This window comes from Cognatiluteimonas profundi, from assembly GCF_009792795.1.
Taxonomy (GTDB): domain Bacteria; phylum Pseudomonadota; class Gammaproteobacteria; order Xanthomonadales; family Xanthomonadaceae; genus Cognatiluteimonas; species Cognatiluteimonas profundi.
Map to the genome: position 1 here is coordinate 122,515 of NZ_VKHQ01000003.1, position 25,275 is coordinate 147,789.

The 25,275-nt window shown below is 65.8% G+C and carries 22 protein-coding genes and 1 pseudogene; 10 read left to right on the forward strand and 13 right to left on the reverse strand.

Annotation, left to right across the window (positions count from 1 at the left end; translation table 11 throughout):
* Nucleotides 1–10 precede the first annotated feature (10 nt).
* From GST15_RS02610 to GST15_RS02625, 4 genes are all read right to left on the reverse strand, one after another.
* On the reverse strand, nt 11–769 hold the full coding sequence (locus GST15_RS02610; protein WP_159015709.1) for an alpha/beta hydrolase: 759 nt from the start codon (nt 767–769) through the stop codon (nt 11–13).
* A gap of 303 nt (nt 770–1,072) precedes the next feature.
* On the reverse strand, nt 1,073–1,810 hold the full coding sequence (pgl, locus tag GST15_RS02615; RefSeq protein WP_159015710.1) for a 6-phosphogluconolactonase: 738 nt from the start codon (nt 1,808–1,810) through the stop codon (nt 1,073–1,075).
* Nucleotides 1,807–2,808 (reverse strand): glucokinase, encoded by a 1,002-nt coding sequence (gene glk, locus GST15_RS02620; RefSeq protein ID WP_159015711.1) that lies wholly within the window; start codon nt 2,806–2,808, stop codon nt 1,807–1,809. Before glk ends, pgl begins: the two co-directional genes overlap by 4 nt.
* A gap of 63 nt (nt 2,809–2,871) precedes the next feature.
* Entirely contained in the window at nt 2,872–3,102 is a 231-nt protein-coding gene (locus GST15_RS02625; protein WP_159015712.1) for a family 1 glycosylhydrolase, read from the reverse strand.
* A 247-nt stretch (nt 3,103–3,349) separates the two neighbouring features.
* Here GST15_RS02625 and smc point away from each other — a divergent pair, with 247 nt between their 5' ends.
* The 8 genes and pseudogenes from smc to gyrA all read left to right on the forward strand — a co-directional run bounded on the left by smc (nt 3,350) and on the right by gyrA (nt 16,153).
* Complete coding sequence (gene smc, locus GST15_RS02630) at nt 3,350–6,853, forward strand: chromosome segregation protein SMC (RefSeq protein WP_159015713.1); 3,504 nt, start codon at nt 3,350–3,352, stop codon at nt 6,851–6,853.
* Nucleotides 6,854–6,935: 82 nt separating this feature from the next.
* Complete coding sequence (gene zipA, locus GST15_RS02635) at nt 6,936–7,676, forward strand: cell division protein ZipA (RefSeq protein WP_159015714.1); 741 nt, start codon at nt 6,936–6,938, stop codon at nt 7,674–7,676.
* A gap of 55 nt (nt 7,677–7,731) precedes the next feature.
* Complete coding sequence (locus GST15_RS02640; RefSeq protein WP_233263027.1) at nt 7,732–8,478, forward strand: SDR family NAD(P)-dependent oxidoreductase; 747 nt, start codon at nt 7,732–7,734, stop codon at nt 8,476–8,478.
* Between the two features lie 50 nt (nt 8,479–8,528).
* A complete protein-coding gene (ligA, locus tag GST15_RS02645) occupies nt 8,529–10,949 on the forward strand; it encodes an NAD-dependent DNA ligase LigA (RefSeq protein ID WP_159015716.1) in 2,421 nt (806 codons plus the stop codon).
* The gene (locus GST15_RS02650) at nt 10,936–11,268 is read left to right on the forward strand and encodes an SWIM zinc finger family protein (protein ID WP_159015717.1); all 333 of its coding nucleotides are present in this window, start codon (nt 10,936–10,938) and stop codon (nt 11,266–11,268) included. The genes ligA and GST15_RS02650 overlap by 14 nt, the downstream gene beginning before the upstream one ends.
* A gap of 8 nt (nt 11,269–11,276) precedes the next feature.
* Nucleotides 11,277–12,248 (forward strand): annotated as a pseudogene (gene epmA, locus GST15_RS02655) (EF-P lysine aminoacylase EpmA); the annotation flags it as partial.
* Nucleotides 12,249–12,321: 73 nt separating this feature from the next.
* Complete coding sequence (mtnA, locus tag GST15_RS02660; RefSeq protein ID WP_159015719.1) at nt 12,322–13,380, forward strand: S-methyl-5-thioribose-1-phosphate isomerase; 1,059 nt, start codon at nt 12,322–12,324, stop codon at nt 13,378–13,380.
* A 184-nt stretch (nt 13,381–13,564) separates the two neighbouring features.
* Nucleotides 13,565–16,153, forward strand: coding sequence for a DNA gyrase subunit A (gene gyrA / locus GST15_RS02665; RefSeq protein ID WP_159015720.1), 2,589 nt, complete (start codon nt 13,565–13,567; stop codon nt 16,151–16,153).
* Between the two features lie 65 nt (nt 16,154–16,218).
* On the opposite strand, the gene GST15_RS02670 is transcribed toward gyrA, so the two are convergent.
* Both GST15_RS02670 and GST15_RS02675 read right to left on the reverse strand, forming a co-directional pair.
* Complete coding sequence (locus GST15_RS02670; RefSeq protein ID WP_233263069.1) at nt 16,219–16,743, reverse strand: ferritin-like domain-containing protein; 525 nt, start codon at nt 16,741–16,743, stop codon at nt 16,219–16,221.
* A 128-nt stretch (nt 16,744–16,871) separates the two neighbouring features.
* The gene (locus GST15_RS02675) at nt 16,872–17,357 is read right to left on the reverse strand and encodes a peroxiredoxin (protein ID WP_159015722.1); all 486 of its coding nucleotides are present in this window, start codon (nt 17,355–17,357) and stop codon (nt 16,872–16,874) included.
* Between the two features lie 155 nt (nt 17,358–17,512).
* On the opposite strand from GST15_RS02675, the gene GST15_RS02680 reads away from it, so the two are divergent.
* Both GST15_RS02680 and GST15_RS02685 read left to right on the forward strand, forming a co-directional pair.
* Complete coding sequence (locus GST15_RS02680; RefSeq protein WP_159015723.1) at nt 17,513–18,037, forward strand: Hsp20/alpha crystallin family protein; 525 nt, start codon at nt 17,513–17,515, stop codon at nt 18,035–18,037.
* A 102-nt stretch (nt 18,038–18,139) separates the two neighbouring features.
* Complete coding sequence (locus GST15_RS02685; protein ID WP_159015724.1) at nt 18,140–19,066, forward strand: DnaJ C-terminal domain-containing protein; 927 nt, start codon at nt 18,140–18,142, stop codon at nt 19,064–19,066.
* Between the two features lie 115 nt (nt 19,067–19,181).
* Here GST15_RS02685 and GST15_RS02690 read toward each other — a convergent pair whose 3' ends face one another.
* The 7 genes from GST15_RS02690 to sucB all read right to left on the reverse strand — a co-directional run bounded on the left by GST15_RS02690 (nt 19,182) and on the right by sucB (nt 25,239).
* Complete coding sequence (locus GST15_RS02690; protein ID WP_159015725.1) at nt 19,182–19,568, reverse strand: response regulator; 387 nt, start codon at nt 19,566–19,568, stop codon at nt 19,182–19,184.
* A 59-nt stretch (nt 19,569–19,627) separates the two neighbouring features.
* Nucleotides 19,628–20,620, reverse strand: a complete 993-nt coding sequence (locus tag GST15_RS02695) for a YhdH/YhfP family quinone oxidoreductase (protein ID WP_159015726.1) — start codon at nt 20,618–20,620, stop codon at nt 19,628–19,630.
* A complete protein-coding gene (locus GST15_RS02700) occupies nt 20,617–21,204 on the reverse strand; it encodes an LOG family protein (RefSeq protein ID WP_159015727.1) in 588 nt (195 codons plus the stop codon). The genes GST15_RS02695 and GST15_RS02700 overlap by 4 nt, the downstream gene beginning before the upstream one ends.
* A 34-nt stretch (nt 21,205–21,238) precedes the next feature.
* On the reverse strand, nt 21,239–21,586 hold the full coding sequence (locus tag GST15_RS02705) for a DUF3147 family protein (protein ID WP_199268702.1): 348 nt from the start codon (nt 21,584–21,586) through the stop codon (nt 21,239–21,241).
* A complete protein-coding gene (locus GST15_RS02710; RefSeq protein ID WP_159015728.1) occupies nt 21,583–22,452 on the reverse strand; it encodes a class I SAM-dependent methyltransferase in 870 nt (289 codons plus the stop codon). The genes GST15_RS02705 and GST15_RS02710 overlap by 4 nt, the downstream gene beginning before the upstream one ends.
* A gap of 37 nt (nt 22,453–22,489) precedes the next feature.
* Nucleotides 22,490–23,917, reverse strand: a complete 1,428-nt coding sequence (gene lpdA, locus GST15_RS02715) for a dihydrolipoyl dehydrogenase (protein WP_159015729.1) — start codon at nt 23,915–23,917, stop codon at nt 22,490–22,492.
* 131 nt (nt 23,918–24,048) lie between these two features.
* Complete coding sequence (gene sucB / locus GST15_RS02720; RefSeq protein WP_159015730.1) at nt 24,049–25,239, reverse strand: dihydrolipoyllysine-residue succinyltransferase; 1,191 nt, start codon at nt 25,237–25,239, stop codon at nt 24,049–24,051.
* Nucleotides 25,240–25,275: the final 36 nt, after the last annotated feature.

A 25,275-nucleotide genomic window follows, 5' to 3' on the forward strand; every position in this document is an offset into this window, starting at 1 on the left:
CGTGGCTGCGTCACGGCGCCAGTTGAGTGTGTCGCGCCTTGATGGCCGCGAGTATTTCGACCGAGGCCGGCGTCCACACCGTCCAGCTGTGGCTTCCGGGACGGACGAGCACCTGCGCTGCGGGCAGCAATGGCGTCAACGCCGGCATCGTGTCGCGCAGATAGTCGCGGTCGCCATATGCCAGCCACACATTGCGTGATCGCGACGGATCGCGTGACCAGGTTTTCAGGCCGCGCCACAGTTCATGCTGGAAGTTGTTCCCGTCCACGCGTGCCGGTACCGGACCCGGATCCCAGCGCGCGATGCCGCCTTCCCGCGCGATCTGTCGCAGGAGCGGTTTTTCGCCCAGGTAAGGTGCCATCAGCACCATGCCGTCGATGGTTCCGGGCCACTGGTTGTCGTACATCAATGCGCCCAGGCCACCCAGCGATGCGCCCAGCAGCCACACCTCGCGATAGCGGCTGCGGGCGGGCGCAATGATCTCGTTGTGCAGGCGCGAGATGGCGCGTCCCTGCAGGTAATAGCCGATTGCCAGTCCGCTGAGCATCACGTCGGCATCGGGCCACTGCGATTGGATGGCCTGGGCGATGCCGGCACGCTGCAGGCCCGCCAGGTCGTCGCCGCGTCCGGGCAGCACGACCACGAGCCGTTGCGCCGGTCCCGGCGCGGGGACGAGCACCGTGGGGATTGGCCTGGACGGGTCGCCCTTGGGATAGCACCCGGCCAGCATGCCGAGCATGAGCAGCAGGCCGGACCAGGAAACGCGCATCGGGACATCCTTGTTCATGTTGCTGGCCCAGGCATCATCGCCGTTCCGGCGGCGATGTGATGTCAACGGAAGTCGCGCGAATGGGTCGCCACGCCCGACAGCAGCGGCGACAGGTCGTCCAGTCGGGTCGCGATCAGGTGCTGGCTGCCCTCGGCCGATTCCATCCGGCCTTCGACCGCCAGCAACCGCGATTCGACGCGAACAGCGGCAATTGTTTTTCGGTTCCTGCACTTTGCCAGCGCGCGCGATGGCGATGGCCGGCCGGGCCGCGCAATCAGTGCGCCGCCGATGCGCTGAGTCGGCTCAGGGACACCAGTACACGTGCAGGACCGCGCCCGGCGTGGTGAAGGCGATGCGCACCGGATAGACGTGCGGATCGGTGCCTTCGACAATCCGTTCGAGCAGCGCGCGCTTGCCGTCGCCACGCAGCAACAGCAATCGGGTCGCTGCCGGTGCCAGCCCGGCGGGCGTCAGGCTGATGCGCCGAGCCCATTGTCCCGCCCCTGGACAGCCGCCAGCGTCGACGGCGACATACGCCTCTGCCGATTCCAGCGCGTCATCGAGCCCGCGCATGCCGGGAAACAGCGACGCGGTATGGCCGTCATCGCCCATGCCGAGCAGGATGACATCAGCCGGACTGCGTGCCTGCAGGTTTGCCTGCGCGACGGCTGCATCGATGCTGCATCCGGGCGGCGCCAGCAGGTCGAAATGCGCGTCCTGCGCATGGTCCAGCAACAGGTTTTCCCGGACCAGGCGCGCGTTGCTGCCAGGATCCGTGGGCGGAAGCCAGCGGTCATCGACCAGGCCGATGTCGACGCCGCTCCAGTCCAGTGTGGCGCTCGCCAGCTTGCGGAAGATGGGCGCGGGCGTGCCGCCACCCGACACCAGCAATCGCGGACGCAGGCCTTGCTGCAATCTTCCGCGCAGTGCCGACGTCACTGCCTCGGCGGTTGCCGTCGCCCATTGCTCCTCGCCCGCACACGCATGGAAGGTCAATGCGGGCAGCCATTGTTCGGTGCTGCACGGCGTGCTGTCGTTCATGCATTCGCCTCCAGTGACGCGCGGTCACCCGCGAGCGCTGCCGCTCCCAGCAATCCGGGTTGTGGATGCACGACGGCCAGGGTGGGAACCTTGGCCATCGCCGGTGCGTAGCGACCCTTGCCCTCGAAGCGGGGGCGGAATCCGGAATGCTGCAGCTCGGCGAGCATGCGCGGCACCATTCCGCCACTGAGGAAGACGCCGTCCCAGGCGCCAAGCGTCAGCACCAGGTCGCCCGCGATGGCGCCGAACACCGAGCAGAAGATGTCGACCGCGCGCATGCAGCGACGGTCGCCCCTGGCGGCGAGTGCGGTGATGTCAGCGGGTTGCATGGGACCGGGATCCAGGCCCGCGATTTCGCTCAGTGCGCGATGCAGGTTCACCAGGCCACCCCCACTGACGATGCGCTCGTCGGACACGCGCCCGTAATACGCGGACAGGCGCTGCAGGATTTCGATTTCCTCGGGCGTGCCGGGGGCGAAGCTGGCATGTCCGCCTTCGGTCGCGAGCGGGAAAAAGCGCCCGCCACGCTTGATCAGTCCGCCCATCCCGAGGCCAGTGCCAGGTCCGAGGATCGCGTAGGTGCGGGAGCCGGTCTGCGTGGCCGGATGCCAGAGCGGCGCACCCAGGGCGACGATGTCGGACGCCTGGAGCAGGCGGATCGATGCGGCCTGGGCGACGAAATCGTTGACCAGGTAGACGGCGTCCAGGCCCAGCGTATCGCGCACGCGGCTGGCGGAGATCACCCACGCATGGTTGGTCATCCGCGCTTCGTCGCCCTCCACGCGGCCGGCGACGGCAAGCACGCCGAAGGTGGCGCTCACCGACATCTCGTCCATGTAATGGCGCGCGGCCGCCGATAGCGATGGGAAGGCGGCAACGTCGTAGCTGCGGATGCTGTCCGGCAGCAGTCCCGATTCCGCCGCGACATGCGCCAGCGCGAATCGTGCATTGGTGCCACCGATATCGCCCAGCAAGGCATGCTCGGGGGAGATGCTCACCGCGGCGACTTCAGTGTCGGAAGAGGAACGGCGAACCTGTGTGGCATGGAATCTCCGAATGGGTCAGCCGGGCAGGGGATCCGACAGCGCGCCACCGTGCGAAGCGATGACGCTCGAATACCAGCGCGCGCTGTCCTTGGGCGTGCGTTGCTGCGTGGCGTAATTGACGTGGACGATACCAAACCGCTTGGAATACCCCAGCGACCACTCCAGGTTGTCGAGCAGCGACCACACCATGTAGCCGCGGATGTCGCAGCCGGCCTGGATCGCCGCATGGATGGCGCACAGGTGCATGAGCAGTTAACCCATCCAGGTGCAATTGCCTGGCTTCATCCGCTGCCGAAACGGGCCTTCGGCGGGTCACTCCAAGCTGAAACCGTCCGACGACGCCACGCCGCAAGGCCGCTATACTCGCTCGGTGCTCGCAGAGAGCTCGGTCGCGCAATTCCTTGGCTATCAAAGGTTTGCAGTTACTACTGGACCCATATTCTCATACCGCGCCGGCTTCGCCCGCGCCCCTGCCGGAACCTGACACCGCCGCATGCGCCTGTCCACGATCAAGCTCTCCGGTTTCAAATCCTTCGTCGATCCGACCACGCTCCACCTGCCGACCAACATGACCGGCGTGGTCGGGCCGAACGGTTGCGGCAAGTCCAACATCATCGATGCCATCCGCTGGGTCATGGGCGAAAGCGCCGCCAGCCGCCTGCGCGGCGACTCGCTCACCGACGTGATCTTCTCGGGAAGCTCGGCGCGCAAGCCGGTGTCGCAGGCGACGGTCGAACTGGTCTTCGACAACTCCGACCACACGATCACCGGCGAATACGCCGCCTTCAACGAGATCTCGGTGAAGCGCACGGTGAGCCGCGACGCCACCAGCAACTACTACCTCAACGGCACCCGCTGCCGCCGGCGCGACATCACCGATCTGTTCCTCGGCACGGGCCTGGGCCCGCGCAGCTACTCGATCATCGAGCAGGGGATGATCAGCCAGATCATCGAGGCGCGGCCCGAAGACCTGCGCGTCTACCTGGAAGAGGCCGCCGGAATCTCCAAGTACAAGGAGCGACGCAAGGAGACCGAGACCCGCATCCGCCACACCCGCGAGAACCTCGAACGCCTGAGCGACCTGCGCGAGGAAGTCGGCAAGCAACTGGAGCATCTCAAGCGCCAGGCGCGCCAGGCCGAGCAGTACCAGGTGCTGCAGGCCGAACGCAGGATCAAGGACGCCGAGTGGAAGGCGCTCGAGTTCCGCGGCCTCGACGCCGAGCTGCAATCGCTGCGCGAACGGATGTCGCAGGAAGAAACCCGGCTGCAGCAGCTGATCGCCGAGCAGCGCGAAGCCGAACGGCAGATCGAAACCGGCCGCGTGCGCCGCGAAGAAGCCGCTCAGGCACTCAACAAGGCCCAGGCCGAAGGCTACGAAGTCGGTGGCGCGCTGGCACGCATCGAGCAGCAGATCGCGCACCAGCGCGAGATGGGCCAGCGCCTGCAGCGCGCACGCGACGAAGCCCAGAGCGCGCTTGCGGAAATCGCCAGCCATATCGACGCCGACGAGGCGAAGCTGGCCGTGCTGCGCGACGCCGTCGCCGCCGCCGCGCCGCAACTGGCGGACCTGCAGGCCGGCGACCAGGCGAAGCAGGAAGCCCTTCGCGACGCCGAGGCGCGTCTGGCGGACTGGCAGCAGCGCTGGGACACGCACGTGCGCGCGCAATCCGAGGCCGCGCGCGCGGGCGATGTCGAGCGCACCCGCGTCGACTACCTCGACCGGCAGGCGCTGGACGCCGATCGCCGTCGCGAGCAGTTGGCCGAGGAACGCGCCGGACTGGATGTCGCCGCGCTGTCGGAAGCCTTCGCCGGCATCCAGTCCGAGCACGACACCCGCAAGCAGGCACTCGAAACCCTCAACGCCGAAGTCGAAGCGCGCAAGCAGTCGCTGGCGGCGTTGCAGGAACAGCAGCGCCATGCACAGGCCGACCTTGCCGAGGTCCGCAAGCAGGCACAGTCCGGTCGTGGCCGCCTGGCCTCGCTGGAGGCGCTGCAGCACGCCGCGCTCGGGCAGGAGCAGGGTGCCGCCGTCGCCTGGTTGCAGCGACACGGACTCGATTCGGCGGCCCGCGTCGGCGAACGGCTGGTCGTCGAGCCGGGTTGGGAAAACGCCGTCGAAGCGGCCCTGGGCCAGCTGATCGAAGGCGTCCTGGTCGATTCGCCGGAATCCCTTGTCGATGCACTGGCCGATCTCGGCGAAGGGCGCTTAACGCTGGTATCGCCAGACGAGGCCGCCGAGACTTTCGCGCCCGGCTCGTTGGCGGCGAAGGTGCAGGGGCCCGGAGCCATCCGCCGCATCCTGTCCCGGCTGCGTGCCGCCGAAACCCTTGCCGACGCGCGCACGTTGCTGCCGCAGCTCGGGGATGGCGAATCGGTCATCACCCGGCAGGGCGAGCGCCTGGGCACGGGCTGGGTGCGCGTGCTGCGTTCGGGCGCGGCCAAGCAGGGCGCGTTGCTGCGTGCGCGCGAAATCCAGTCGCTGCGCAGCGACATCGAACAATTGCAGCAGCGCGAACATGCGCTCGACCAGACCCTGGCCGGATTGCGCGACAGCCTGCTCGCGGCCGAACAGCAGCGCGAGGACTCCCAGCGCGCGTCGTATCACGGTCATCGCACCGTCTCCGAACTCGCCGGGCAGTTGCAGAGCCAGCAGGGCAGGCTGGAGTCGGCGCGTAGCCGCATCGCGCGCATCGAAGCCGAAACCGCGCAGCTGACCGCGACGCTCGATGGCAGCCGCGAACAGGCGCGGGAAGCGCGCGCCAGGCTCGAGCAAGTCGTTTCGCGCATGGGCGAGCTGGAAACCGCGCGCCGCGCCTTCGACGAAGAACGGCGCTCGCTAGGCGAGGCGCGGGATTCCGCGCGAGCCGCGGCGCGGGCTTCGAGCGAGGCCGCACATGCCCTGGCGTTGACGCTGGAATCGCACCGCGCGCAGACCGTCGCGCTGGTGCAGTCGCTCGAGCGCATGGGCAGCCAGCGGGGCCAGCTCGATGGCCGCCTGACCGACCTGGTGTCCCAGCTGTCCGATGGCGATGCACCCGTCACTGCGCTGGAGCAGCAGCGCCAGGCCGCGCTGGAAGAGCGCGTGCGCACCGAGAAGGCGCTTGCCGCCGCGCGCTCGGTGCTGGAAGGCATCGACAACGAACTGCGCGAGTTCGAGCAGACGCGACAGCAGCGCGACGAACAATCGCTGGCCCAGCGCGAACGCATCTCGCAACGCAGGCTCGACCAGCAGGCGCTCGTCTTGAAGGCCGGCCAGTTGTCGCAGGCTGTCGAGAAGGCTGGTTTCGTGCTGGAGGACGTCGTGTCGTCGCTGGCCGACGATGCCGACGTCCCGGCATGGGAGAAGACCGTCACCGACCTCGATGCGAAGTTGCGCCGGCTCGAACCGGTCAATCTCGCCGCGATCGCCGAGCATGCCGAGGCCGCGCAGCGCAAGGAGTACCTGGATGCCCAGGACACCGACCTGACGACCGCGCTGGAAACACTGGAGGACGCGATCCGCAAGATCGATCGCGAAACCCGTGGCCGCTTCAAGGACACGTTCGACCGGGTCAATTCCGGGGTCCAGGAACTGTATCCGCGCCTGTTCGGCGGCGGCCATGCCTACCTGGAACTGACCGGCGAAGACCTGCTGGACACCGGCGTCGCGATCATGGCGCGCCCCCCCGGCAAGCGCGTGTCGAACATTTCGCTGCTGTCAGGTGGCGAGAAGGCGATGACCGCGGTCGCGCTGGTCTTCGCCATCTTCCAGCTCAACCCGGCGCCGTTCTGCCTGCTCGACGAGGTCGATGCGCCGCTGGACGAAGCCAACGTCGGACGGTTCACCGCGATGGTGAGCGAGATGAGCGAACACGTGCAGTTCCTGTTCGTCACCCATAACAAGGCGACGATGGAGGCTGCCAAGCAGTTGAGTGGCGTTACGATGCGTGAGCCTGGCGTCAGCCGACTGGTTTCAGTCGACCTGGCCGAGGCGGCACGCCTGGCAGGCGCCGCATGAGCGCCAGGGACGTTCCGTACTCGTCGTGCACGGATGGCGCATCCGGCGACGGCATGGCGATGCACGCCAAGAGGAGAAAATGATGTCCGATGTCTGGATGCTGCGAACGGGAATACTTCTCGCTGGCATTTTGTTGATCGCAGCCATCTATGTCTTCGGCCGGCCGCGCAAACCTGGGCAGGGTCGACGACTCGGTGCGGGACGCGTCGAGGGCGGGCGCGTGGAGCCCACGATCGGCGCGCAGCTCGAAGACGAGCTGGGGACCGGCAGCATCGCGGATGACGAGGCGCTGCAGGCCGAGCTGGACCTGCTCGATGGCGCATCGGCAACGCGCGGCCAGGCAGGCACTACGCTCGGCCGGCGCGAGAGCGAGGAATTCGACAAGATCGTCACGCTGTACATCGCCGCGCGTGCCGGTGAAAAGCTGCATGGACCCGACATCGTGGTCGCCGCCGAGAAGGCCGGCCTGGCGTATGGACACATGAACGTTTTCCACCGCCTGGTGGAAGGCCATCCCGAACGTGGCCCGGTCTTCAGCGTCGCCAACATCATGAAGCCCGGCAGCTTCGACATGACGACGATCCAGTCGCTGGAAACGCCGGCCATCGCGTTCTTCCTCACCTTGCCGGCACCGATTCCGGCCCTCGACGCCTGGGAAACCATGCTGCCGACGGCGCAACGGATGTGCGAACTGCTCGATGGCGTGCTGCTGGACGAATCGCGCAATGCGCTCGGCAGGCAGCGCATCGCGCACCTGCGCGAGGAGTTGCGGGCCTACGACCGCCAGCAGGAAGCGCCCATCACGCGCAGTCCGCGCTGGTGACGCTTCAATCCGCGCATGGAAGCAACAGGCAGGTGCACGTGATCGGAGCGGCACATTGAAGCGGCTCGATGGCCGGGTTGCACTGGTCACCGGAGCATCGTCCGGCATCGGTGAGGCCACGGCCGTTGCCCTGGCGCAGGCGGGCGCACGCGTCGCCATCGCCGCACGCCGGCGCGACCGCCTCGAAGCACTCGCCTCGCGCCTGCGGGCGATGGGCGCCGACGTACTCGTGCTGGAGGCCGACCTGCTGGACGAACACGTCGCCCAGCGCATCGTCGCGGATACGGAACGACACTTCGGCAAGCTCGACATCCTGGTCAACAACGCCGGCGTGATGTACCTGGAGCCGGTGATCGAGGCCGATCTCGGGCGCTGGCGGCGGATGCTCGAACTCAACGTGCTCAGCCTCATCGCGTCCACGCAGGCGGCGCTCGGCGGGATGCGCGCGCGCCGCGATGGACACATCGTCAACATCTCATCGACGGCGGGTCGTATCGCCAACCCGAATGCCGCCGCGTACTCGGCCACGAAGTTCGGCGTGGTCGCGTTCTCCGAGGCACTGCGGCGCGAGGTCCATGCCGACAACATCCGCGTCAGCGTCATCGAGCCGGGTGTCGTGGAGACCGAGCTGCGCGAACACATCGGGCACGCGGCGACCAAGGACAGCCTGGACGCGTGGGCGGCCAGCATGCGCCAGCTGCAGCCCGAGGACGTTGCCGACGCCATCGTGTTCTGCGTCACTCGCCCATCGCACGTCAACGTCAACGAGATCCTGATCCGGCCGACCGACCAGGAGCGCTGATCGGCGCCGGATCCGCGCCGTCCTGCCGGCGCATCGATAGAATCGACACCATGACCCCCGCGTCCGCCGCCGCCCGCATCGCCGACCTGCGCCGCCGCATCGACGACGCCAACTACCGTTATTACGTCCTTGACGATCCGCAGCTGCCGGATCCCGAGTACGACCGGCTGATGCGCGAACTCGAGGCGCTGGAGCTGGCGCATCCGGAATTGCGCGACCCCAATTCGCCGACGGCGCGGGTCGGTAGTGCGCCGTCCGGGAAGTTCGCCGAAGTCGTCCACGCGATCCCGATGCTGTCGCTGGCCAATGCTTTCGCCCCGGAGGAAGTGCAGGAATTCGTCACGCGCATCGAGCGCGAGACGGGCGACGCGGATCCGGCGTTTTCGACCGAGCCAAAACTCGACGGGCTGGCCATCAGCCTGCGTTACGAGGACGGGCAATTCGTGCGCGGGGCGACGCGCGGCGACGGCGCCACCGGCGAGGATGTCACCGCCAACCTGCGCACGATCCGCTCGCTGCCGCTGCGCCTGCACGCCGGCGCCCCCGCGGTGCTGGAGGTGCGTGGCGAGGTGTACATGCCCAAGGCCGCGTTCGAGCGCTACAACGCCCAGGCAGCGGCCAACGGCGAGAAGACGCTGGCCAATCCACGCAACGGCGCCGCCGGTTCACTGCGGCAACTCGACCCGCGCGTGAGCGCCCAGCGACCACTGGCCTTCTATGCCTACGCACTGGGCGAGGTGCGCTTCGCCGACGGCACGGCGGGCTTGCCGCCGACCCATTCGCGCACGCTGGCCTGGCTGCGCGAACTCGGTTTCCCGGTCAGCCCGGAAGTCGGCGTCGCGCGCGGCGTCGCCGGCCTGCTGGCGTACTACGAGCGGATCGGCGCTGCGCGCAACGCCTTGCCGTACGACATCGATGGCGTGGTCTACAAGCTGGACCGGTATGACCAGCAGCGCGCGATGGGCTTCGTCTCGCGTTCACCGCGCTGGGCGATCGCGCACAAGTTTCCCGCGCAGGAAGAGATGACGACGGTCGAGTCGATCGAGGTCAATGTCGGGCGCACCGGCGCCGTCACGCCGTGGGTGCGGATGACACCCGTGCAGGTGGGTGGCGTCGTCGTGAGCCGGGCGACCTTGCACAACGCCGACCAGGTGGCGCGCCTGGATGTGCGGGTGGGCGACAGCATCATCGTCCGCCGTGCCGGCGACGTCATTCCGGAAGTGGTTCGCGTGATGGAGGAGCTGCGTCCGCTCGACAAGCGCGGGCATCCGTTGCATCCGCCATACCAGCTGCCGACGACCTGCCCGGATTGCGGTTCGGCCGTCGAGCGCGAGGAAGGCGAGGTGGTCGCCCGTTGCACTGGCGGGCTGGTCTGCCCGGCACAACGCATCCAGGCGCTGTTCCACTTCGCCTCGCGTCGCGCGATGGATATCGATGGCCTGGGCGAGCGCCTGATCGCAATGCTGGTCGAGTTCGATTACGTCCGCACGGTGGCCGACCTGTATCGCTTGTCGGTCGACGACTTCGTCGCGATGAAGGCGCGCGCCGATGAGCTAGCGGACGACGTTCCTCACACAGCAAAATCTGGAAAAATTGCGACAAAATGGGCCGAAAACCTGGTGAATGCCATAGGTACGAGTCGCAACACTACTCTGGAGCGATTGCTGTACGCGCTGGGAATTCTAGATATCGGAGAGGAGACTGCTAAAGGACTGGCTAAAAGCTTCGGTTCTCTCGACGTGATCCGCCATGCAGATGCTCTTGTATTGCTTGGGGTGTCCGACATAGGTGTGAACACGGCAAAATCAATAGCCGCCTTCTTCGCTGAAGAACACAACGAGCGAGTTATTGACGATTTGTTGAGAGAGGGTGTGAGTCCAAAAGAGCGAGGCTTTGCTTCTGCGGGATTGCTCAATAAGCTCGATCTTTCGTTCCTGATTCGCGGAATAAAGGAGCTGAACTCCACTCCCAGCCGCCAATTCATGTTGGGGGTCGGCCCCTCTCGCGTTCAAGCCCTAGTAGGCAAGCTTGGGTCAGTCGATGAGCTGATTAATCTGGCTTATTCGGATTTTGCGGGTTTGGATTGGCCAGGAAATGCGATAGACGAGCTGCTCTCGATTACGAGTGATAAGCGGTGGGCCGCGCGATTGAAGTCGGCTGAGGCGCAGATTCACGCACTTCGCTCCAAAGGTGGCGTCACCGCTCCTCAGGGGCCTTTAGCCGGTAAGACCTGCGTTCTTACGGGAACGCTAGAGTCCATGTCTCGCGATGAGGCTGGGTCAAGACTAGAGTCGTTGGGTGCAAAAGTTGCAAATAGCGTATCGAAAAAAACCAGCTTTGTTATAGCTGGAGCAGTTGCTGGATCTAAACTTGCCAAGGCTCACGAGCTGGGGGTTGAGGTTTGGGATGAGGAAGTGTTCTTGAAGTTTATTGCCAGCCACTCTGGGGAGAGGAGGGATGACGCGCATTGAATTTTACGTTAAGGGATCATCAATAGATCCATACAAGGTTGTGTTTGAAAAAATTGCGGGAAATCTAAATGCGTTTTGTACCTGTCCTGCGGGTAGTAATGGTCAAGTGTGCAAACACCGAATGCGATTGCTGTCGGGAAACGCAGAAGGTTTGATCAAGGGCGATTTGGCTTTACTCGGTACAATTGTTGATTGGCTGGTGGGGACGGATGTCGAGCTAGCACTACGTGAGGTGGCTTTGGCGGAAGACAGGCATTCCAGAGCTGCAGAAGAACTGTTCAAAGCCAAAAAGAAGCTTGCTGTGTCGCTTCGCTCGTAACTAGCGACGCCCCCGATTGGTGGCCATCTGCAATGTTCGATTCTCTTTTTTTGCGGGCTAAGGTTAATGCCGCCATCCGCGCATTTTTCTCAGACCGGAACGTCGTCGAAGTGGAGACTCCCGTGCTGTCGGTCGCGGGCAACACCGATCCCAACATCGCCGCATTCTCGTTGCGGTTTTCCGGGCGGACCGACGGCGCGCCGCGCACCCGCTGGCTGCGCACGTCGCCCGAATTCGCCCTCAAGCGCCTGCTCGCGGCCGGCATTGGAGATTGCTACGAATTGGGTCGCGTGTTCCGCGATGGCGAGGCCGGCGGACGCCACAATCCCGAGTTCACGATGCTGGAGTGGTACCGCATCGGATGGGACCACCAGCGCCTGATCGACGAAACCGCGGAGCTGGTCTGCATGGCGTTGTCGCTGGTCGGCCGCACGGCCACGCTGCAACGCATCGCATGGCGCGATCTGTATCGCGAGCATCTAGGCCTTGATCCGGTGACAGCCAGCAACCAGCAACTGCGCGACGCGCTCGGCGACATCGACATCGATCCGACCGGCTTGCGGCGCGACGACCGGCTCGACCTGCTGCTGACGCACCGGCTGCAACCGGCATTCCCCGCCGACCAGTTGCTGGCCGTGCATGACTATCCGGAATCGCAGGCGGCACTGGCGCGGATCCGGGCGGGCGATCCGCCGGTCGCCGAGCGATTCGAGCTCTACCTGGGGCCGCTCGAACTCGCCAACGGCTACCACGAACTCCTCGATCCGGCTGAGCAGCGCGCGCGCTTCGAGCGCGACCTTGCTCGACGACGCGAGCGCGCAATCGCGATGCCGCCCATCGACGAGCATCTGCTGGCGGCCATGCAGGCGGGACTTCCCGCCTGTGCCGGCGTTGCCCTGGGGGTCGACCGCCTGCTGATGGCGATGCTCGACACCGGAAACATCGGCGACGTGCTGGCATTTGCGTTCGACCAGGCCTGAGCAGCTGTACGGCGCAATGACCGGCAGCACCGCCGTCTGTGGAACACTTGCGTCGACGCCTTAAACTACGCGGATGCCCGACACGATCGATTACGCACGCTACGACCGCATTCGACCCCTGCGCTGGACCGGCGATTCGCTGGAGCTGCTGGACCAGCGCAAGTTGCCGTTCATCACCGAATACATCAGCTGCCGGACCAGCGACGAAGTCGCTGAAGCCATCCACGACCTTGTCGTGCGCGGGGCGCCAGCGATCGGCATTGCCGCTGCCTGGGGAGTGGTGCTCGCCGAACGCGCCACCGTCGCCGACAACGTGGATGAAGCCGCCGCCCGGCTCGAGCCCGCATTGCAGCGACTCAACGCGGCACGGCCGACGGCGGTCAACCTGGCCTGGGCGCTGGCGCGCATGCGTGGAGCCCTGGCGCGCGCCGATGGCAACTGGCGCCAGTTGCTCGAGGACGAGGCGCATGCGATCAACAGCGAAGACCTCGCCGCCAACCGTCGCATGGGCCTGCTCGGCGCTGCGCTGATCAGTCCCGGCAGTGGCGTGCTGACGCACTGCAATACCGGGTCGCTTGCCACGGCGGGTTTCGGAACAGCCTTGGGCGTCATCCGTGCAGGCGTAGCCCAGGGCCGGATCGCGCGGGTTTTCGCCGGGGAAACCCGGCCCTGGCTGCAGGGCGCCCGCCTCACCGTCTGGGAGCTGCAGCAGGACGGCATCGACGCCACCCTGATCGCCGACTCCGCCGCCGCGCACCTGATGCAGACCGGCAGGATCCAATGGGTGATCGTCGGTGCCGATCGCATCTGCGCCAACGGCGACACCGCCAACAAGATCGGCACCTACCAGCTGGCGATCGCGGCCAGGTACCACGGCGTCCGCTTCATGGTGGTGGCGCCGGCATCCACGGTCGACATGGCAACCGCCAGCGGCGACCTGATCGACATCGAGGAGCGCGATTCGGCCGAACTGCATGCCATCGCCGGCACCCGGACCGTCGCCGAAGGCATCACGGCGTGGAATCCGGTGTTCGACGTGACGCCACATACCCTGATCGATGCCATCGTGACCGAGCGCGGCGTGATCGAGCACCCGGATGCCGCAGCCATGCGGGCGGTCTTCGGCGCCTGAGCGGGGGGCTTCCGCCAGGGTCCCGAAGCCTGCTGCAAGTCCTTGTTTCTAGCGGGAAATACCGCCCCTGACTGGGCAACTTTCGTGCTAGAATCTTTCGTATTCGAACCCGCGTGTCCGAGCCCTTGCGGAGGCCCCTCCGCAGGTCGGTCGCGGGCCACGCATTTGCCCAGACGGACACCCAATGGCCGAGCTCGCCAGAGAAATCATTCCGGTCAATCTCGAAGACGAGATGCGCCGCAGTTACCTCGATTACGCGATGAGCGTGATCGTCGGTCGTGCGCTTCCAGACGTGCGCGACGGACTCAAGCCGGTCCACCGGCGGGTGCTGTTCGCGATGCACGAACTCGGCGCGCATGCGAACAAGCCGTACTACAAGTCGGCGCGAATCGTCGGTGACGTCATCGGTAAGTACCACCCGCACGGCGACCAGTCGGTGTACGACACGCTGGTGCGCATGGCGCAGCCGTTCTCGCTGCGTTACCTGCTGGTGGACGGGCAGGGCAACTTCGGTTCGGTCGACGGCGACTCGGCCGCGGCCATGCGATATACCGAGGCCCGCATGTCGCGGCTCACGCACGAGCTGATGGCGGACATCGACAAGGACACCGTCAATTTCCAGCCCAACTACGACGAAAAGGAGCAGGAACCGACGGTCATGCCGTCGCGCTTCCCGAACCTGCTGGTCAACGGCTCCGCCGGCATCGCGGTCGGCATGGCCACCAACATCCCGCCGCACAACCTGTCCGAGGTCATCGACGCGACCATCGCACTGATCGACGATCCGTCGATCGACGTTGAGGGATTGATGCAGCACATCCCCGGTCCGGATTTCCCGACCGCGGGCATCATCAATGGCGTCGGCGGCATCCACCTGGCGTACCGCACCGGTCGCGGCCGCGTGCGCATGCGCGCCCGGGCGGACATCGAGGTAGCCGACAACGGCCGCGAGGCGATCGCCGTCACCGAGATTCCCTACCAGGTGAACAAGGCGCGGCTGATCGAGAAGATCGCCGAGCTGGTCAAGGAAAAGAAGCTCGAGGGCATCAGCGAGCTGCGCGACGAGTCCGACAAGGACGGCATGCGGATCTACATCGAGATCAAGCGTGGCGAGTCGGCGGAAGTGGTGCTCAACAACCTCTACCAGCAGACGCAGATGGAGTCGGTGTTCGGCATCAACATGGTCGCGCTGGTCGATGGCCGGCCGCAGCTGCTCAACCTCAAGCAGATGCTGCAGGCGTTCGTCCGCCACCGTCGCGAAGTCGTCACCCGACGCACGATCTTCGAGCTGCGCAAGGCCCGTGCCCGCGCCCACATCCTCGAAGGACTGACGGTCGCGCTGGCGAACATCGACGAGATGATCGAGCTGATCAAGACGTCCGCCAATCCCAACGAGGCGCGCGACCGCATGTTGTCGCGCACCTGGGAGCCGGGTCTCGTCGGCGCATTGCTGGCCGCCGCCGGATCCGAAGCCTCGCGACCGGAAGATCTTCCGCCGGGCGTCGGCCTGGTCGCCGGCCGCTACCAGCTGACCGAGACGCAGGCCCAGCAGATCCTGGAAATGCGCCTGCATCGCCTCACCGGCCTGGAGCAGGAAAAGCTCACCGACGAATACCGGCAGCTGCTGGAAACCATCGGCGGGCTGATCCGCATCCTCGAAAACCCGGACGTGCTGCTCGATGTCATCCGCACCGAGCTGCGCAACCTGAAGGAAGAGTTCGGCGACGAACGCCGCAGCGAAATCCGCGCCAGCGAGGAAGACCTCGACATCCTCGACCTCATCGCGCCGGAAGACGTGGTGGTCACGCTGTCGCACTCCGGCTATGCCAAGCGCCAGCCCGCGAGCAGCTACCGCGCGCAGAAGCGCGGCGGCAAGGGCCGCAATGCCGCGGCGATCAAGGACGAGGACTTCATCGACCAGTTGTGGCTGGTCAACACCCACGACACCCTGCTGACCTTCACCAGCGCGGGCCGCGTGTTCTGGCTGCCCGTGTACCAGTTGCCGGATGCCGGCCCCAACGCGCGCGGACGGCCGATCGTCAACTGGATCCCGCTGGAAGCCGGGGAAAAGGTGCAGGCCGTGGTGCCGGTGCGGACCTACGACGAGGGCAGCTTCGTGTTCTTCGCCACGCGCAACGGCACGGTCAAGAAGACGCCATTGCCGGAATACGCCTACCGGCTGCAGCGCGGCAAGATCGCGATCAACCTGGAGGATGGCGATGCGCTGGTCGGCGTGGCCCTGTCCGACGGAACCCGCGACATCATGCTGTTCGCGAGCAACGGCAAGGCGGTGCGATTCGCCGGATCGACCGTTCGGCCGATGGGCCGCACGGCCACCGGCGTGCGGGGCATCCGCCTCTCGCCTGGCGAGGAAGTCCGCAGCCTGATCGTCGTCGAGGGCGACGGCGACATCCTGACGGCCAGCGCACGCGGATTCGGCAAGCGCACGCCGGTCGCCGATTACCCGCGCAAGGGACGCGGAACGCAGGGCGTGATCGCGCTGCAGACCAGCACGCGCAACGGCAAGCTGGTCGGTGCGATCCAGCTGTCCGACCATCACGAGGTGTTGCTGATCTCCGACGGAGGCACGCTGGTGCGGACGCGCGCCTCGGAGATCGCGACGGTCGGGCGCAATACGCAGGGCGTCACCCTGATGCGCCTTGCCAGTGACGAGACGCTGCAGGCGATCGAACGCGTCGATGCGTCGCTCGCCGAGGACATCGAGCCGACGCAGCCGGGCGACGTCGCCACGGTCGATGCCCCGCCAGCCTGAAGCAGCGGTTGCGACAACAAAAAGGCGGCCTTCGGGCCGCCTTTTTGTTGGACGCTATCGAATGGTCATTTGCCGACCCAGCCGTCGAGCAGGTCCGCCATGTCGTCGGCGTGCTCCTCTTCGTCGGCAAGGATCTGCATCAGGATGCGCTTGGTCGTCGTGTCCTTGTCGCCGACGTAATTGATCATCTCGCGGTAACTGTCGATCGCGATGCGCTCGGCGATGAGGTTTTCCTTCACCATGTCGCGCAGGTCATGCCCGGGTCGGTATTCGGCATGCGAGCGTGCGGTCAGCGTGTCCGGATTGAGGTCCGGTTCGCCGCCCAGCTGCACGATGCGTTCGGAGAGCAGGTTGGCGTGCGCCAGTTCCTGCTGCGCGTGCTCGAGGAATTCCGCCTTGACCGAGTCGGCCATCATTCCCGACGCCATGTAGTAATGGCGGTAATAACGCAGCACGCAGACCCATTCGGTTGCCAGCGCCTCGTTGAGCAGGCGGACCACGGCCTTGCGGTCGAGCGTATAGCTCGCCGTGATCGCTCCGTCATCGATGCTCTTGCGGGCCCGCTCGCGCAATGTCTGCACGTCGGTCATGCCCGCGGTGGGCTTGTCGGTGGCAGGGGCGGTACCCGTGGAAGCCTGCGTGCCCTGGGACTGGCTTGGGAGTGATTCCTTCCGTGAGGTCTTCTTGTCGGACTTGCTCATTGTCTTGATTCCGTTCGTCAGTGTGGGGAGAGTGCGGACAACACGTGCTCGGCGGAGGACACACGGAATTCACCCGGCGCCTCGATGAAAACCTGCTTGGCGACGCCATCCTCGACGATGATGGCGTAGCGCTTGGATCGCGTTCCCATGCCATACGCGCTGGCGTCCATTTCCAGGCCAAGCGCGCGGGTGAACTCGCCGTTGCCGTCGGCCAGCATCATCAACTCGTCCGGAACGTGCTGGCTCTGGCCCCAGGCCTGCATGACGAATGGGTCGTTGACCGACACGCAGGCGACTTCGACGCCCAGCTTGCGGAAGTCCTCGAAGTGCTCGATGAAGCCGGGCAGGTGTTTTTCAGAACAGGTCGGGGTGAAGGCACCCGGTACGGCAAACAGCACGATCTTCTTGCCCTCGAACAGTGCCGTGGTGTCGACGGTTTCGACGCCGGAACGGATGCGCTGCAGCGGGAATTCGGGCAGGCGGTCGCCAGCTTTGATGGGCATGGGGGGGAACTCTTCAGGGAACGGCAGACAGTTTAGTGGCGAGCTGGTGAAGGGGCGGGAAAGCCTTGAAATCGCGGACGGCGCACCCGATCTGTGGCTTGGCGGCACAGTCCGTCGACACGCATCCACAGAAGGAAAAACGACAGGAGAAACCGATGAATATCGCCCGTTACCGCCAGGTGCCGTCGCAGGGACGGCTGCAAAATGACCTCATGCAGGTGTTCGACCGCCTGTTCGAGGGGAGTCTGTTCGACCAGGACCAGTCCGACGACAGTTCCATCGTGACCAGCCAGTGGGTGCCGCGCGTCGACGTCAAGGAAGAGCAGGACCGCTTCGTCCTGTACGCCGATCTTCCCGGGATCGACCCGGACAGGATCGACGTCTCGATGGACAAGGGCATCCTCACGATCAAGGGTGAGCGCAGCAGCGAAGCCTCCGAGCAGACCGATCGTTTTTCGCGGATCGAGCGTCGCTACGGCAATTTCTATCGTCGCTTCGCGCTGCCTGACAGCGCCGATCCGGAAGGCATCCAGGCGCATGGCCGCAATGGCGTGCTGGAAATCACCATCCCCAAGAAGCCCGAGGCAGCCCCGCGCCGCATCCAGGTCGCCAACAAGGAGCAGGTCCGCCACGAGGGCGGCCAGCAGCGCACCATCAACGCGCCGCCGACCCAGCAGTAACCGAACAGTTGCCGGCAGTGCGCTAGTCTTCTGGCCTGTGGCGTCGCCACAGGCCAGTCATTGTTGGATCATCGGCACGCAGCCAGAGGCAACGGATCGCAGATGCAGTTCAAGGATTACTACGAGATCCTCGGCGTCGAGCCCACGGCGGGCGAGGCCGAAATCAAGACGGCGTATCGCCGGCTCGCGCGCAAGCTGCATCCCGATGTCAGCAAGGAAGCGGGCGCGGAGGAGAAATTCAAGGCGGTCAACGAGGCCTATGAAGCCCTGCGGGATCCGCAAAAACGCGCGGCATACGACCAGCTGCGCACGCGCGGCTACCGCCCGGGCGACGAGGTCCACGCGCCGCCCGGTGGATTCGGACAGGGCGGTCCGGAGGGATTCGGCGATTTCGACGAGATCTTCGCGGGAGGCGGCGCAGGCGGCGGTTTCAGCGATTTCTTCGAGGAATTGTTCGGGCGGCGCCGTTCGGCCGACGGATTCGGCCAGCATCCCGGGCAAGGGCCCGCGGGCCATCGCGCCCCGCCACGTGGCGATACCCGCGCCAAGCTCGCCGTGCCGCTGGAAGCCGTCTACAACGGCGGCAGCATCCGCATCGGCGTCAACGGCAGGACCCTCGACGTCCGCGTCCCCAAAGGCATCAAGCCCGGCCAGAAGATCCGCCTGGGCGGACAGGGCGCGCAAGGCGACCTGCTGCTGGAGATCGAATACGCGGCGCATCCGCAGTTCGAGGTGGACGGCCGCAACATCATCCACGTGCTGCCCATCGCTCCGTGGGAGGCGGCATTGGGATCGACTGTCAGCGTGCCGACCCTTGGCGGCTCGGTCGAACTGAAGATACCGGCCGATTCCGAAGCCGGGCGCAAGCTGCGCCTGCGCGGGCGCGGCCTGCCGGCGACATCCAGCACACCGGCCGGTGACCAGATCGTTGAACTGGAAGTCCTGGCGCCCAAGGCGCATACCGATGGCGAACGCGAAGCCTATGCGCGCCTGCGCGATGCGTTCGGCGACGACTGGCGGCGTGCCTGACAGCGGCTGTACGCGCCCCAAGCAAGGCGTAGCCCGGGTAAGCGCAGCGCACCCGGGAGTTCGTCGCCCGCAGGCTCACGTCGTACCGCGCCGAGGCCTCTCGGCAAAACGAATCTCAGGCGGCGCCGGCACCACCACCACCACCGATGTGCCCGGTGATGACTTCGGCCAGTTCGGCTTCGCTGAAGGGCTTGGTCAGGTAGGCGCGCGCACCTTGGCGCATGCCCCACATCCGATCCGTGTCCTGGTCCTTGGTCGTGACCAGGATGACGGGGATGTGCTTGGTCGTGGACTCGCGCGTGATCGCGCGCGTTGCCTGGAAACCGTTGAGGTTCGGCATCACCACGTCCATCAGGATCAGGTCGGGCAATTCACGCTTGGCGACTTCCACGCCCTGCGCGCCGTCCTCGGCAGTGACGGCTTCGTGGCCGAGTTTCTCGACGATGCGACGGATTCCCATCAGTTGCGAAGGGGAATCGTCGACGATGAGGATGCGCGCCATGTTGGTTTCCCTGAAATTCGCGTCGATTGTAGCCGTCGCGCGTCCCGCGGCATACCCGATCAGAGGCGGACCAGCGTCCGCCCGACCGAGCCGCCGGACAACATCACCTGGAAGACGTCCTGCAAGCCATCCAGGCCGACCTCGCGCGTGCAGATGCGATCCAGGTGCAGCGGTTTCCAGTCGCCCGCCAGGCGCTGCCAGACGGCCTCGCGGATGCTGCGCTCGGTCCCTGCCGACGCGATGCCCAACAGCGATACGCCGCGGATGATGAACGGCATGACGGTGGCGTCCAATTCGCTGGATGCAGCGAGGCCCGCGCTTGCGACATTGCCGTAGGGCGCTGTCTGCGCGAGCAGGCTGGCGAGCATCGGCCCACCCACGTTGTCCAGTCCGCCGCCGAAGCGTGCGGATTCAAGTGGCCGTGACGTCGCCAGCGCATCGCGCCCCAGTACCTGGCTTGCGCCGATTTCGCGAAGGTAATCGCGATGTTCCGGCTTGCCGCTGACGGCATGCACCTCGAAACCGGCGCGGCTGAAAATATCGACGGCCAGCGAGCCCACACCACCGGTCGCGCCGGTGACGCACAGCGGGCCGAGGGTCGGCGTCTGCCGGTTGTCGAGCATCCGGTACAGGGCCAGTGCGGCGGTGAACCCGGCGGTGCCGAGGATCATGGATTCCCGCAGCGACAGGCCATCGGGAACCGGGATGGCCCATCGCGATTCCAGTCGCGCGAATTGCGCGTAGCCGCCATCGCGCGTTTCCGACAATCCGCAGCCGGTGACCAGCACGCGGTCGCCTTGCTGGAATCCCGGATCGGTCGATGATTCGACCGTGCCGGCGACGTCGATGCCGCCGACCAGCGGGAACCGCCGCAGGATTTTTCCCTCACCGGTTCCCGCGAGGGCATCCTTGAAGTTCACCGATGAGTACGCGGTCCGGATCACCAGTTCGCCCGGGCCCAGGTCATCGAGCGCCAGATGGCTGATCCCGGCCGTAGTCACTCCATCGGTGTTGTCGATGCGGAATGCGTCGAAGCGGTCCGTGGTGTTCATCGTCCGTCCTCGGCGGCTGGTGGTGACCCATCCAGCCTGGGCGGCTGGTTGTCGCGCAACCATGTCATCAACGCATCGATCTCCTCGCCATGCCACAGGTCGCGCCGATGCTGCGACGGCACGAAGCCGGTATCGACCATGCGATCCAGCATCGCCACCAGCGGCGAATAGAAGCCATCGACATCCAGCAGCGCACACGGTTTGTCGCCGAATCCGAGCTGTCGCCAGGTGAGCATCTCGAACATCTCGTCGAGCGTGCCGAATCCACCCGGCAAGGCCACGAAGGCATCGCTGAGGTCGAACATGCGTGCCTTGCGCGCGTGCATGCTGGCCACGACCTCCAGCCGCGTCAGCGACTGGTGCGCGACTTCCCACTGGACCAGTTGCTGCGGGATGACGCCGACGACGTCGCCACCGGCGGCCAATGCGGCATCGGCGACGACGCCCATCAGGCCGACGTTGCCGCCGCCATAGACGAGCGTCAGTCCGTCACGTGCCAACCGGCTGCCGAGCGCGGCTGCCTTGCGGGCGAAGTCGGGCGTGCTGCCGGGGCGCGAGCCGCAATAGACGCAGACCGCCTTCATGCAACGCGCCAGGCTCTGGCGAAGCGATTCGGGCTCACGTGGCGGACCTCGTCAGCAGCCACTGCACGAGCGAGACGCCGGCGAATCCAGTGATCGCGGCCGCCATGAATGCGACCACGGCGGGCCAGCCTTGCCGCAATCCCAGGGCCAGCACCACGAAGAACGGCAGGCTGCCGAGCACGAACCAGAAGATGCCCATCGACAGGTCCGCAACCTGCCGGGGATCGTGCGTGTCGGTGTACAGCCACACCAGCACCAGCAGGGATGTGAGCGGCAGCGACGCCACCAGCGCCCCGAGCCAACCGGTGCGGCGCGCAAGTGCGGACGCCACCAGCACGACCGCGACGGTGATGAGGAATTTCAGGATCAACTGCATGTTCATGCAGCCGCTCCGTCGCTTTCGAGCAGGACGATGCCCGACATGCGGCGGGACGCCTCGCGTTTGGCTGCGGGCTGCAGGTAGCCCAGCCATTGCCACAACCACGCGCCGGGCATCGTGCGATCCAGGCGCAGGGATTCATCCCAGGTGGAGCGGAATTCGGCTTCCCTCCAGCCGAAAGGTGCGAAGAACGCCGTGCCCTCCGCTGGGCCAAACAGGAATGGCGCATTGCCGTCGCGCAACTGCGGTTGCCATTGCCGCTCGAGCAGCTTCAGGAGCATCGGCGAAGCAAGGTCGGTGAGCCACCAGCGCGCATGCGCAACGTCGTGCAGGTCGCGCGCCAGGTCGGCGACCTGGTCGCTTTCCAGGTAGACCAGCAGGCCTTCGGTGATCACCAACACGGGGCCATGGGCAGCAGCATTGGCGAACAACTCGCGCCGCGTGTGCGCATCACGCAGGTCGACCGCGATGAACTCAAGCTGGCACCGGGGTGCCTCGCCAGCCATGCGTTCGCGGAAATACCCGACCATGTCCGGCAGGTCGACATGCAGCCAGCGCAGCGACGCAGGCAGGTCCAGGCGATAGGGGCGAGCATCCAGCCCGGCGGCGAGGTTGAGCACCGTGGTCGCGCCCTGCTGCACGCAGCGCATGACGATCTCGTCCATGACCGCGGTCCGCACCACCATCGGCCAGGACATCGTCTTGCCGCGCGGCATCGCGTCGACGATCGCCTGTCCGCGCTCACCAGCCAGGCGACGCGCGAACGGATCGACGAAATGCGCGTCGTGACGCTCGCTTTCCATCGCTCGGTAGATCGCCACCCATAGGGCGGTGTCGGACACGTTGCGGATCGGATTGGCCTGGCTCATTGCGACGACCTCACCGGATGGAAAACCTGCGACGCGATCAGTTGACCTTGTGGATCGCGCGTTTGTCCACGGCCATGGCCGCATCGTGGATGGCTTCGGACAGCGTCGGATGTGCATGGCAGATGCGGGCGAGGTCGTCCGCCGAGCCATTGAATTCCATGGTCAGCACGCCCTCGTGCACGAGCTCGGAAACACCGACACCGACCAGGTGCAGGCCGAGCACGCGATCGGTTTCCGCATGCGCGATCACCTTCACGAAACCCGCGGGCTCGCCCATCGCCACCGCGCGGCCGATCGCCGCGAACGGGAAGCTGCCGGTCTTGAACGGAATGCCTTCGGCCTTCAACTGCTGCTCGGTCCTGCCGACCCAGGCGATTTCAGGCTCGGTGTAGATGACCCACGGAATGGTGTCGTAGTTGACGTGGCCGGGCAGGCCGGCGATCAGTTCGGCCACCGCGATGCCTTCCTCGAAACCCTTGTGCGCCAGCATCGGGCCGCGCACGCAGTCGCCGACCGCCCAGACGCCATCGACGCCGGTGTGGCAATGCTCGTCGACCTCGACCACGCCTCGCGCGTCGAGCTTCACACCTGTGCCATCGGCAAGCAGGCCCTTGCTGGCGGCCTTGCGTCCGACGGAGACCAGCAGCTTGTCGACGACGAGCGTCTGTTCGCCCTTGGCATCGGAATAGGTGACATGCACGCCGTCCTTCCTGACCTCGGTCTTCGAGACCTTGGCGCCAAGGCGGATGTCCAGGCCCTGCTTCTTGAATTCCTTGGCGGCGACCTTTGCGACTTCCGCATCGGCCGCGGGAAGGAATTCAGGCATCGCCTCGAGGATCACCACCTCGGCACCCAGGCGCTTCCAGACGCTGCCCAACTCGAGGCCGATCACTCCGGCGCCGATCACACCCAGGCGCTTGGGAACGGCGGTGAAATCCAGTGCGCCGACGTTGTCGACGATGTGTTCGCCGAATTTTGCGAAAGGCAGTTCGATCGAATCCGAACCCGCGGCCAGGATGACGTTGGTGCCCTTGAGTTCGAGCTCGGATCCATCGTGCTGCTTCACTTTCACGACATTGCCGGGAAACAAGGTGCCGAAGCCATGGATCGTCGTGATCTTGTTCGCCTTGAACAGCAGCGCGATGCCGCCGGTGAACTGTTTGACGATCTTGTCCTTGCGACCAACCATGGTGCCGACGTCGATCTTTGCATCCTTCGTGGCGATGCCGTGTTCCGGGAACAGGTGTTGCAGGTTCCAGAACTGACGTGAACTGTCGAGCAGGGCCTTGGAGGGGACGCAGCCCACTCGCAGGCAGGTGCCGCCCAATGCTGGTGTTCCATCCTTGCCCATGCCGGCATCGATGCAGGCGGTCTTCAGCCCGAGCTGCGCGGCGCGGATCGCGGCGTGGTAACCCGCGGGACCGCCGCCGATGACGACGACGTCGAAAGTCTGCTGTTCACTCATGTCTTCGGATTCCTTGGCATTTCACTTCGCCCGCCAGTGGGAGAAGGTGGCGCGGCGCGCCGGGCGCGGCTGCTCGCGAAAAGCGACACCTTGCCCTGACCCCTCCCGAATGCGGGAGGGATCGAAACGGATCACATGCCCAGCAGCATGCGGCTGGGATTCTCGAGCTGGTTCTTGATGTCGACCAGGAACAGCACCGCATCCTTGCCGTCGATGATGCGATGGTCGTAGCTGATCGCGATGTACATCATCGGGGCGGCGACGATCTGTCCGTTCTCGACGATTGGGCGCTCCTTGATGGTGTGCATGCCCAGGATCGCGGATTGCGGCGGGTTCACGATCGGCGTGGACAGCAGCGAACCGAACGTGCCGCCGTTGGTGATCGTGAATGTCCCGCCCTGCAGGTCTTCCAGCTTCAGGCCGCCCTCGCGCGCCGCCTTGGCATAGCCGGCGATGGCCATTTCAATCTCGGCGAAGGACATGCGCTCGACGTTGCGCAGCACCGGCGTCACCAGTCCGCGATCGGTCGACACCGCGATCGAGATGTCGGCGTAGCCGTGGTAGATGACGTCGTTGCCATCGACCGATGCATTGACCACCGGGTATTTCTGCAGCGCGTTGGCGGCGGCCTTGGCGAAGAAGCTCATGAATCCGAGCTTGATGCCGTTGGCCTTCTCGAACGACTCGCCGAGCTCCTTGCGCATCGCCATGACCTTGCCGAGGTTGACCTCGTTGAAGGACGTGAGCATCGCGATCGAATTCTTCGACTGCATCAGGCGCTCGGCGATCCGCGCGCGCATGCGCGTCATCGGCACGCGTTCCTCGGGACGTGCGCCGCCCGACACGCCGGCGGTCCTGCCTGCCGCGTAGTTGACGATGTCTTCCTTGGTCACCGCACCCTTGCGTCCGGTGCCTTCGACGCTGGATGCGTCCACGCCGGCCTTTTCGGCGGCAAAGCGCGCACCGGGGGGCAGGGCGGCGGCCTGCGTTGCCGCGACCGGCGCGGCCGGCTTCGGCGCTGCGGGCGCTGCTGCAGCGGCGGGCGCCGCAGCCTTCGTGGGCTCGGCTGCCTTGGCGGGCGCGGCGCCTTCCTCGATGATCGCCAGGACCTGCTGGCTGGTGACGGTGGCGCCGGTCTCGAAGCGGATTTCCTTCAGCACGCCGTCGACGGGAGAGGGCACCTCGAGCACGACCTTGTCCGTTTCCAGGTCGACCAGGTTCTCGTCGCGCGCGACCGCGTCGCCGGCCTTCTTGTTCCAGGTGGCGATGGTGGCGTCCGAAACCGATTCGGGCAGAACCGGGACTTTGACTTCAATGGCCATGGGCGGCGTCCTGGAGGTGATATGGGGTGTGGTTGA

What these genes read in the sequence shown, in the direction of transcription:
- GST15_RS02695 (WP_159015726.1), bottom strand. Translation starts at nt 20,620, where the DNA reads ATGAACACCACGGACCGCTTCGACGCATTCCGCATCGACAACACCGAT.
- smc (WP_159015713.1), top strand. Translation starts at nt 3,350, where the DNA reads ATGCGCCTGTCCACGATCAAGCTCTCCGGTTTCAAATCCTTCGTCGAT.
- GST15_RS02670 (WP_233263069.1), bottom strand. Translation starts at nt 16,743, where the DNA reads ATGACCGACGTGCAGACATTGCGCGAGCGGGCCCGCAAGAGCATCGAT.
- ligA (WP_159015716.1), top strand. Translation starts at nt 8,529, where the DNA reads ATGACCCCCGCGTCCGCCGCCGCCCGCATCGCCGACCTGCGCCGCCGC.
- GST15_RS02700 (WP_159015727.1), bottom strand. Translation starts at nt 21,204, where the DNA reads ATGAAGGCGGTCTGCGTCTATTGCGGCTCGCGCCCCGGCAGCACGCCC.
- GST15_RS02650 (WP_159015717.1), top strand. Translation starts at nt 10,936, where the DNA reads ATGACGCGCATTGAATTTTACGTTAAGGGATCATCAATAGATCCATAC.
- pgl (WP_159015710.1), bottom strand. Translation starts at nt 1,810, where the DNA reads ATGAACGACAGCACGCCGTGCAGCACCGAACAATGGCTGCCCGCATTG.
- GST15_RS02690 (WP_159015725.1), bottom strand. Translation starts at nt 19,568, where the DNA reads ATGGCGCGCATCCTCATCGTCGACGATTCCCCTTCGCAACTGATGGGA.
- mtnA (WP_159015719.1), top strand. Translation starts at nt 12,322, where the DNA reads ATGCCCGACACGATCGATTACGCACGCTACGACCGCATTCGACCCCTG.
- lpdA (WP_159015729.1), bottom strand. Translation starts at nt 23,917, where the DNA reads ATGAGTGAACAGCAGACTTTCGACGTCGTCGTCATCGGCGGCGGTCCC.
- zipA (WP_159015714.1), top strand. Translation starts at nt 6,936, where the DNA reads ATGTCCGATGTCTGGATGCTGCGAACGGGAATACTTCTCGCTGGCATT.
- GST15_RS02610 (WP_159015709.1), bottom strand. Translation starts at nt 769, where the DNA reads ATGCGCGTTTCCTGGTCCGGCCTGCTGCTCATGCTCGGCATGCTGGCC.
- GST15_RS02685 (WP_159015724.1), top strand. Translation starts at nt 18,140, where the DNA reads ATGCAGTTCAAGGATTACTACGAGATCCTCGGCGTCGAGCCCACGGCG.
- GST15_RS02705 (WP_199268702.1), bottom strand. Translation starts at nt 21,586, where the DNA reads ATGAACATGCAGTTGATCCTGAAATTCCTCATCACCGTCGCGGTCGTG.
- GST15_RS02710 (WP_159015728.1), bottom strand. Translation starts at nt 22,452, where the DNA reads ATGAGCCAGGCCAATCCGATCCGCAACGTGTCCGACACCGCCCTATGG.
- GST15_RS02625 (WP_159015712.1), bottom strand. Translation starts at nt 3,102, where the DNA reads ATGCACCTGTGCGCCATCCATGCGGCGATCCAGGCCGGCTGCGACATC.
- GST15_RS02675 (WP_159015722.1), bottom strand. Translation starts at nt 17,357, where the DNA reads ATGCCCATCAAAGCTGGCGACCGCCTGCCCGAATTCCCGCTGCAGCGC.
- sucB (WP_159015730.1), bottom strand. Translation starts at nt 25,239, where the DNA reads ATGGCCATTGAAGTCAAAGTCCCGGTTCTGCCCGAATCGGTTTCGGAC.
- GST15_RS02680 (WP_159015723.1), top strand. Translation starts at nt 17,513, where the DNA reads ATGAATATCGCCCGTTACCGCCAGGTGCCGTCGCAGGGACGGCTGCAA.
- gyrA (WP_159015720.1), top strand. Translation starts at nt 13,565, where the DNA reads ATGGCCGAGCTCGCCAGAGAAATCATTCCGGTCAATCTCGAAGACGAG.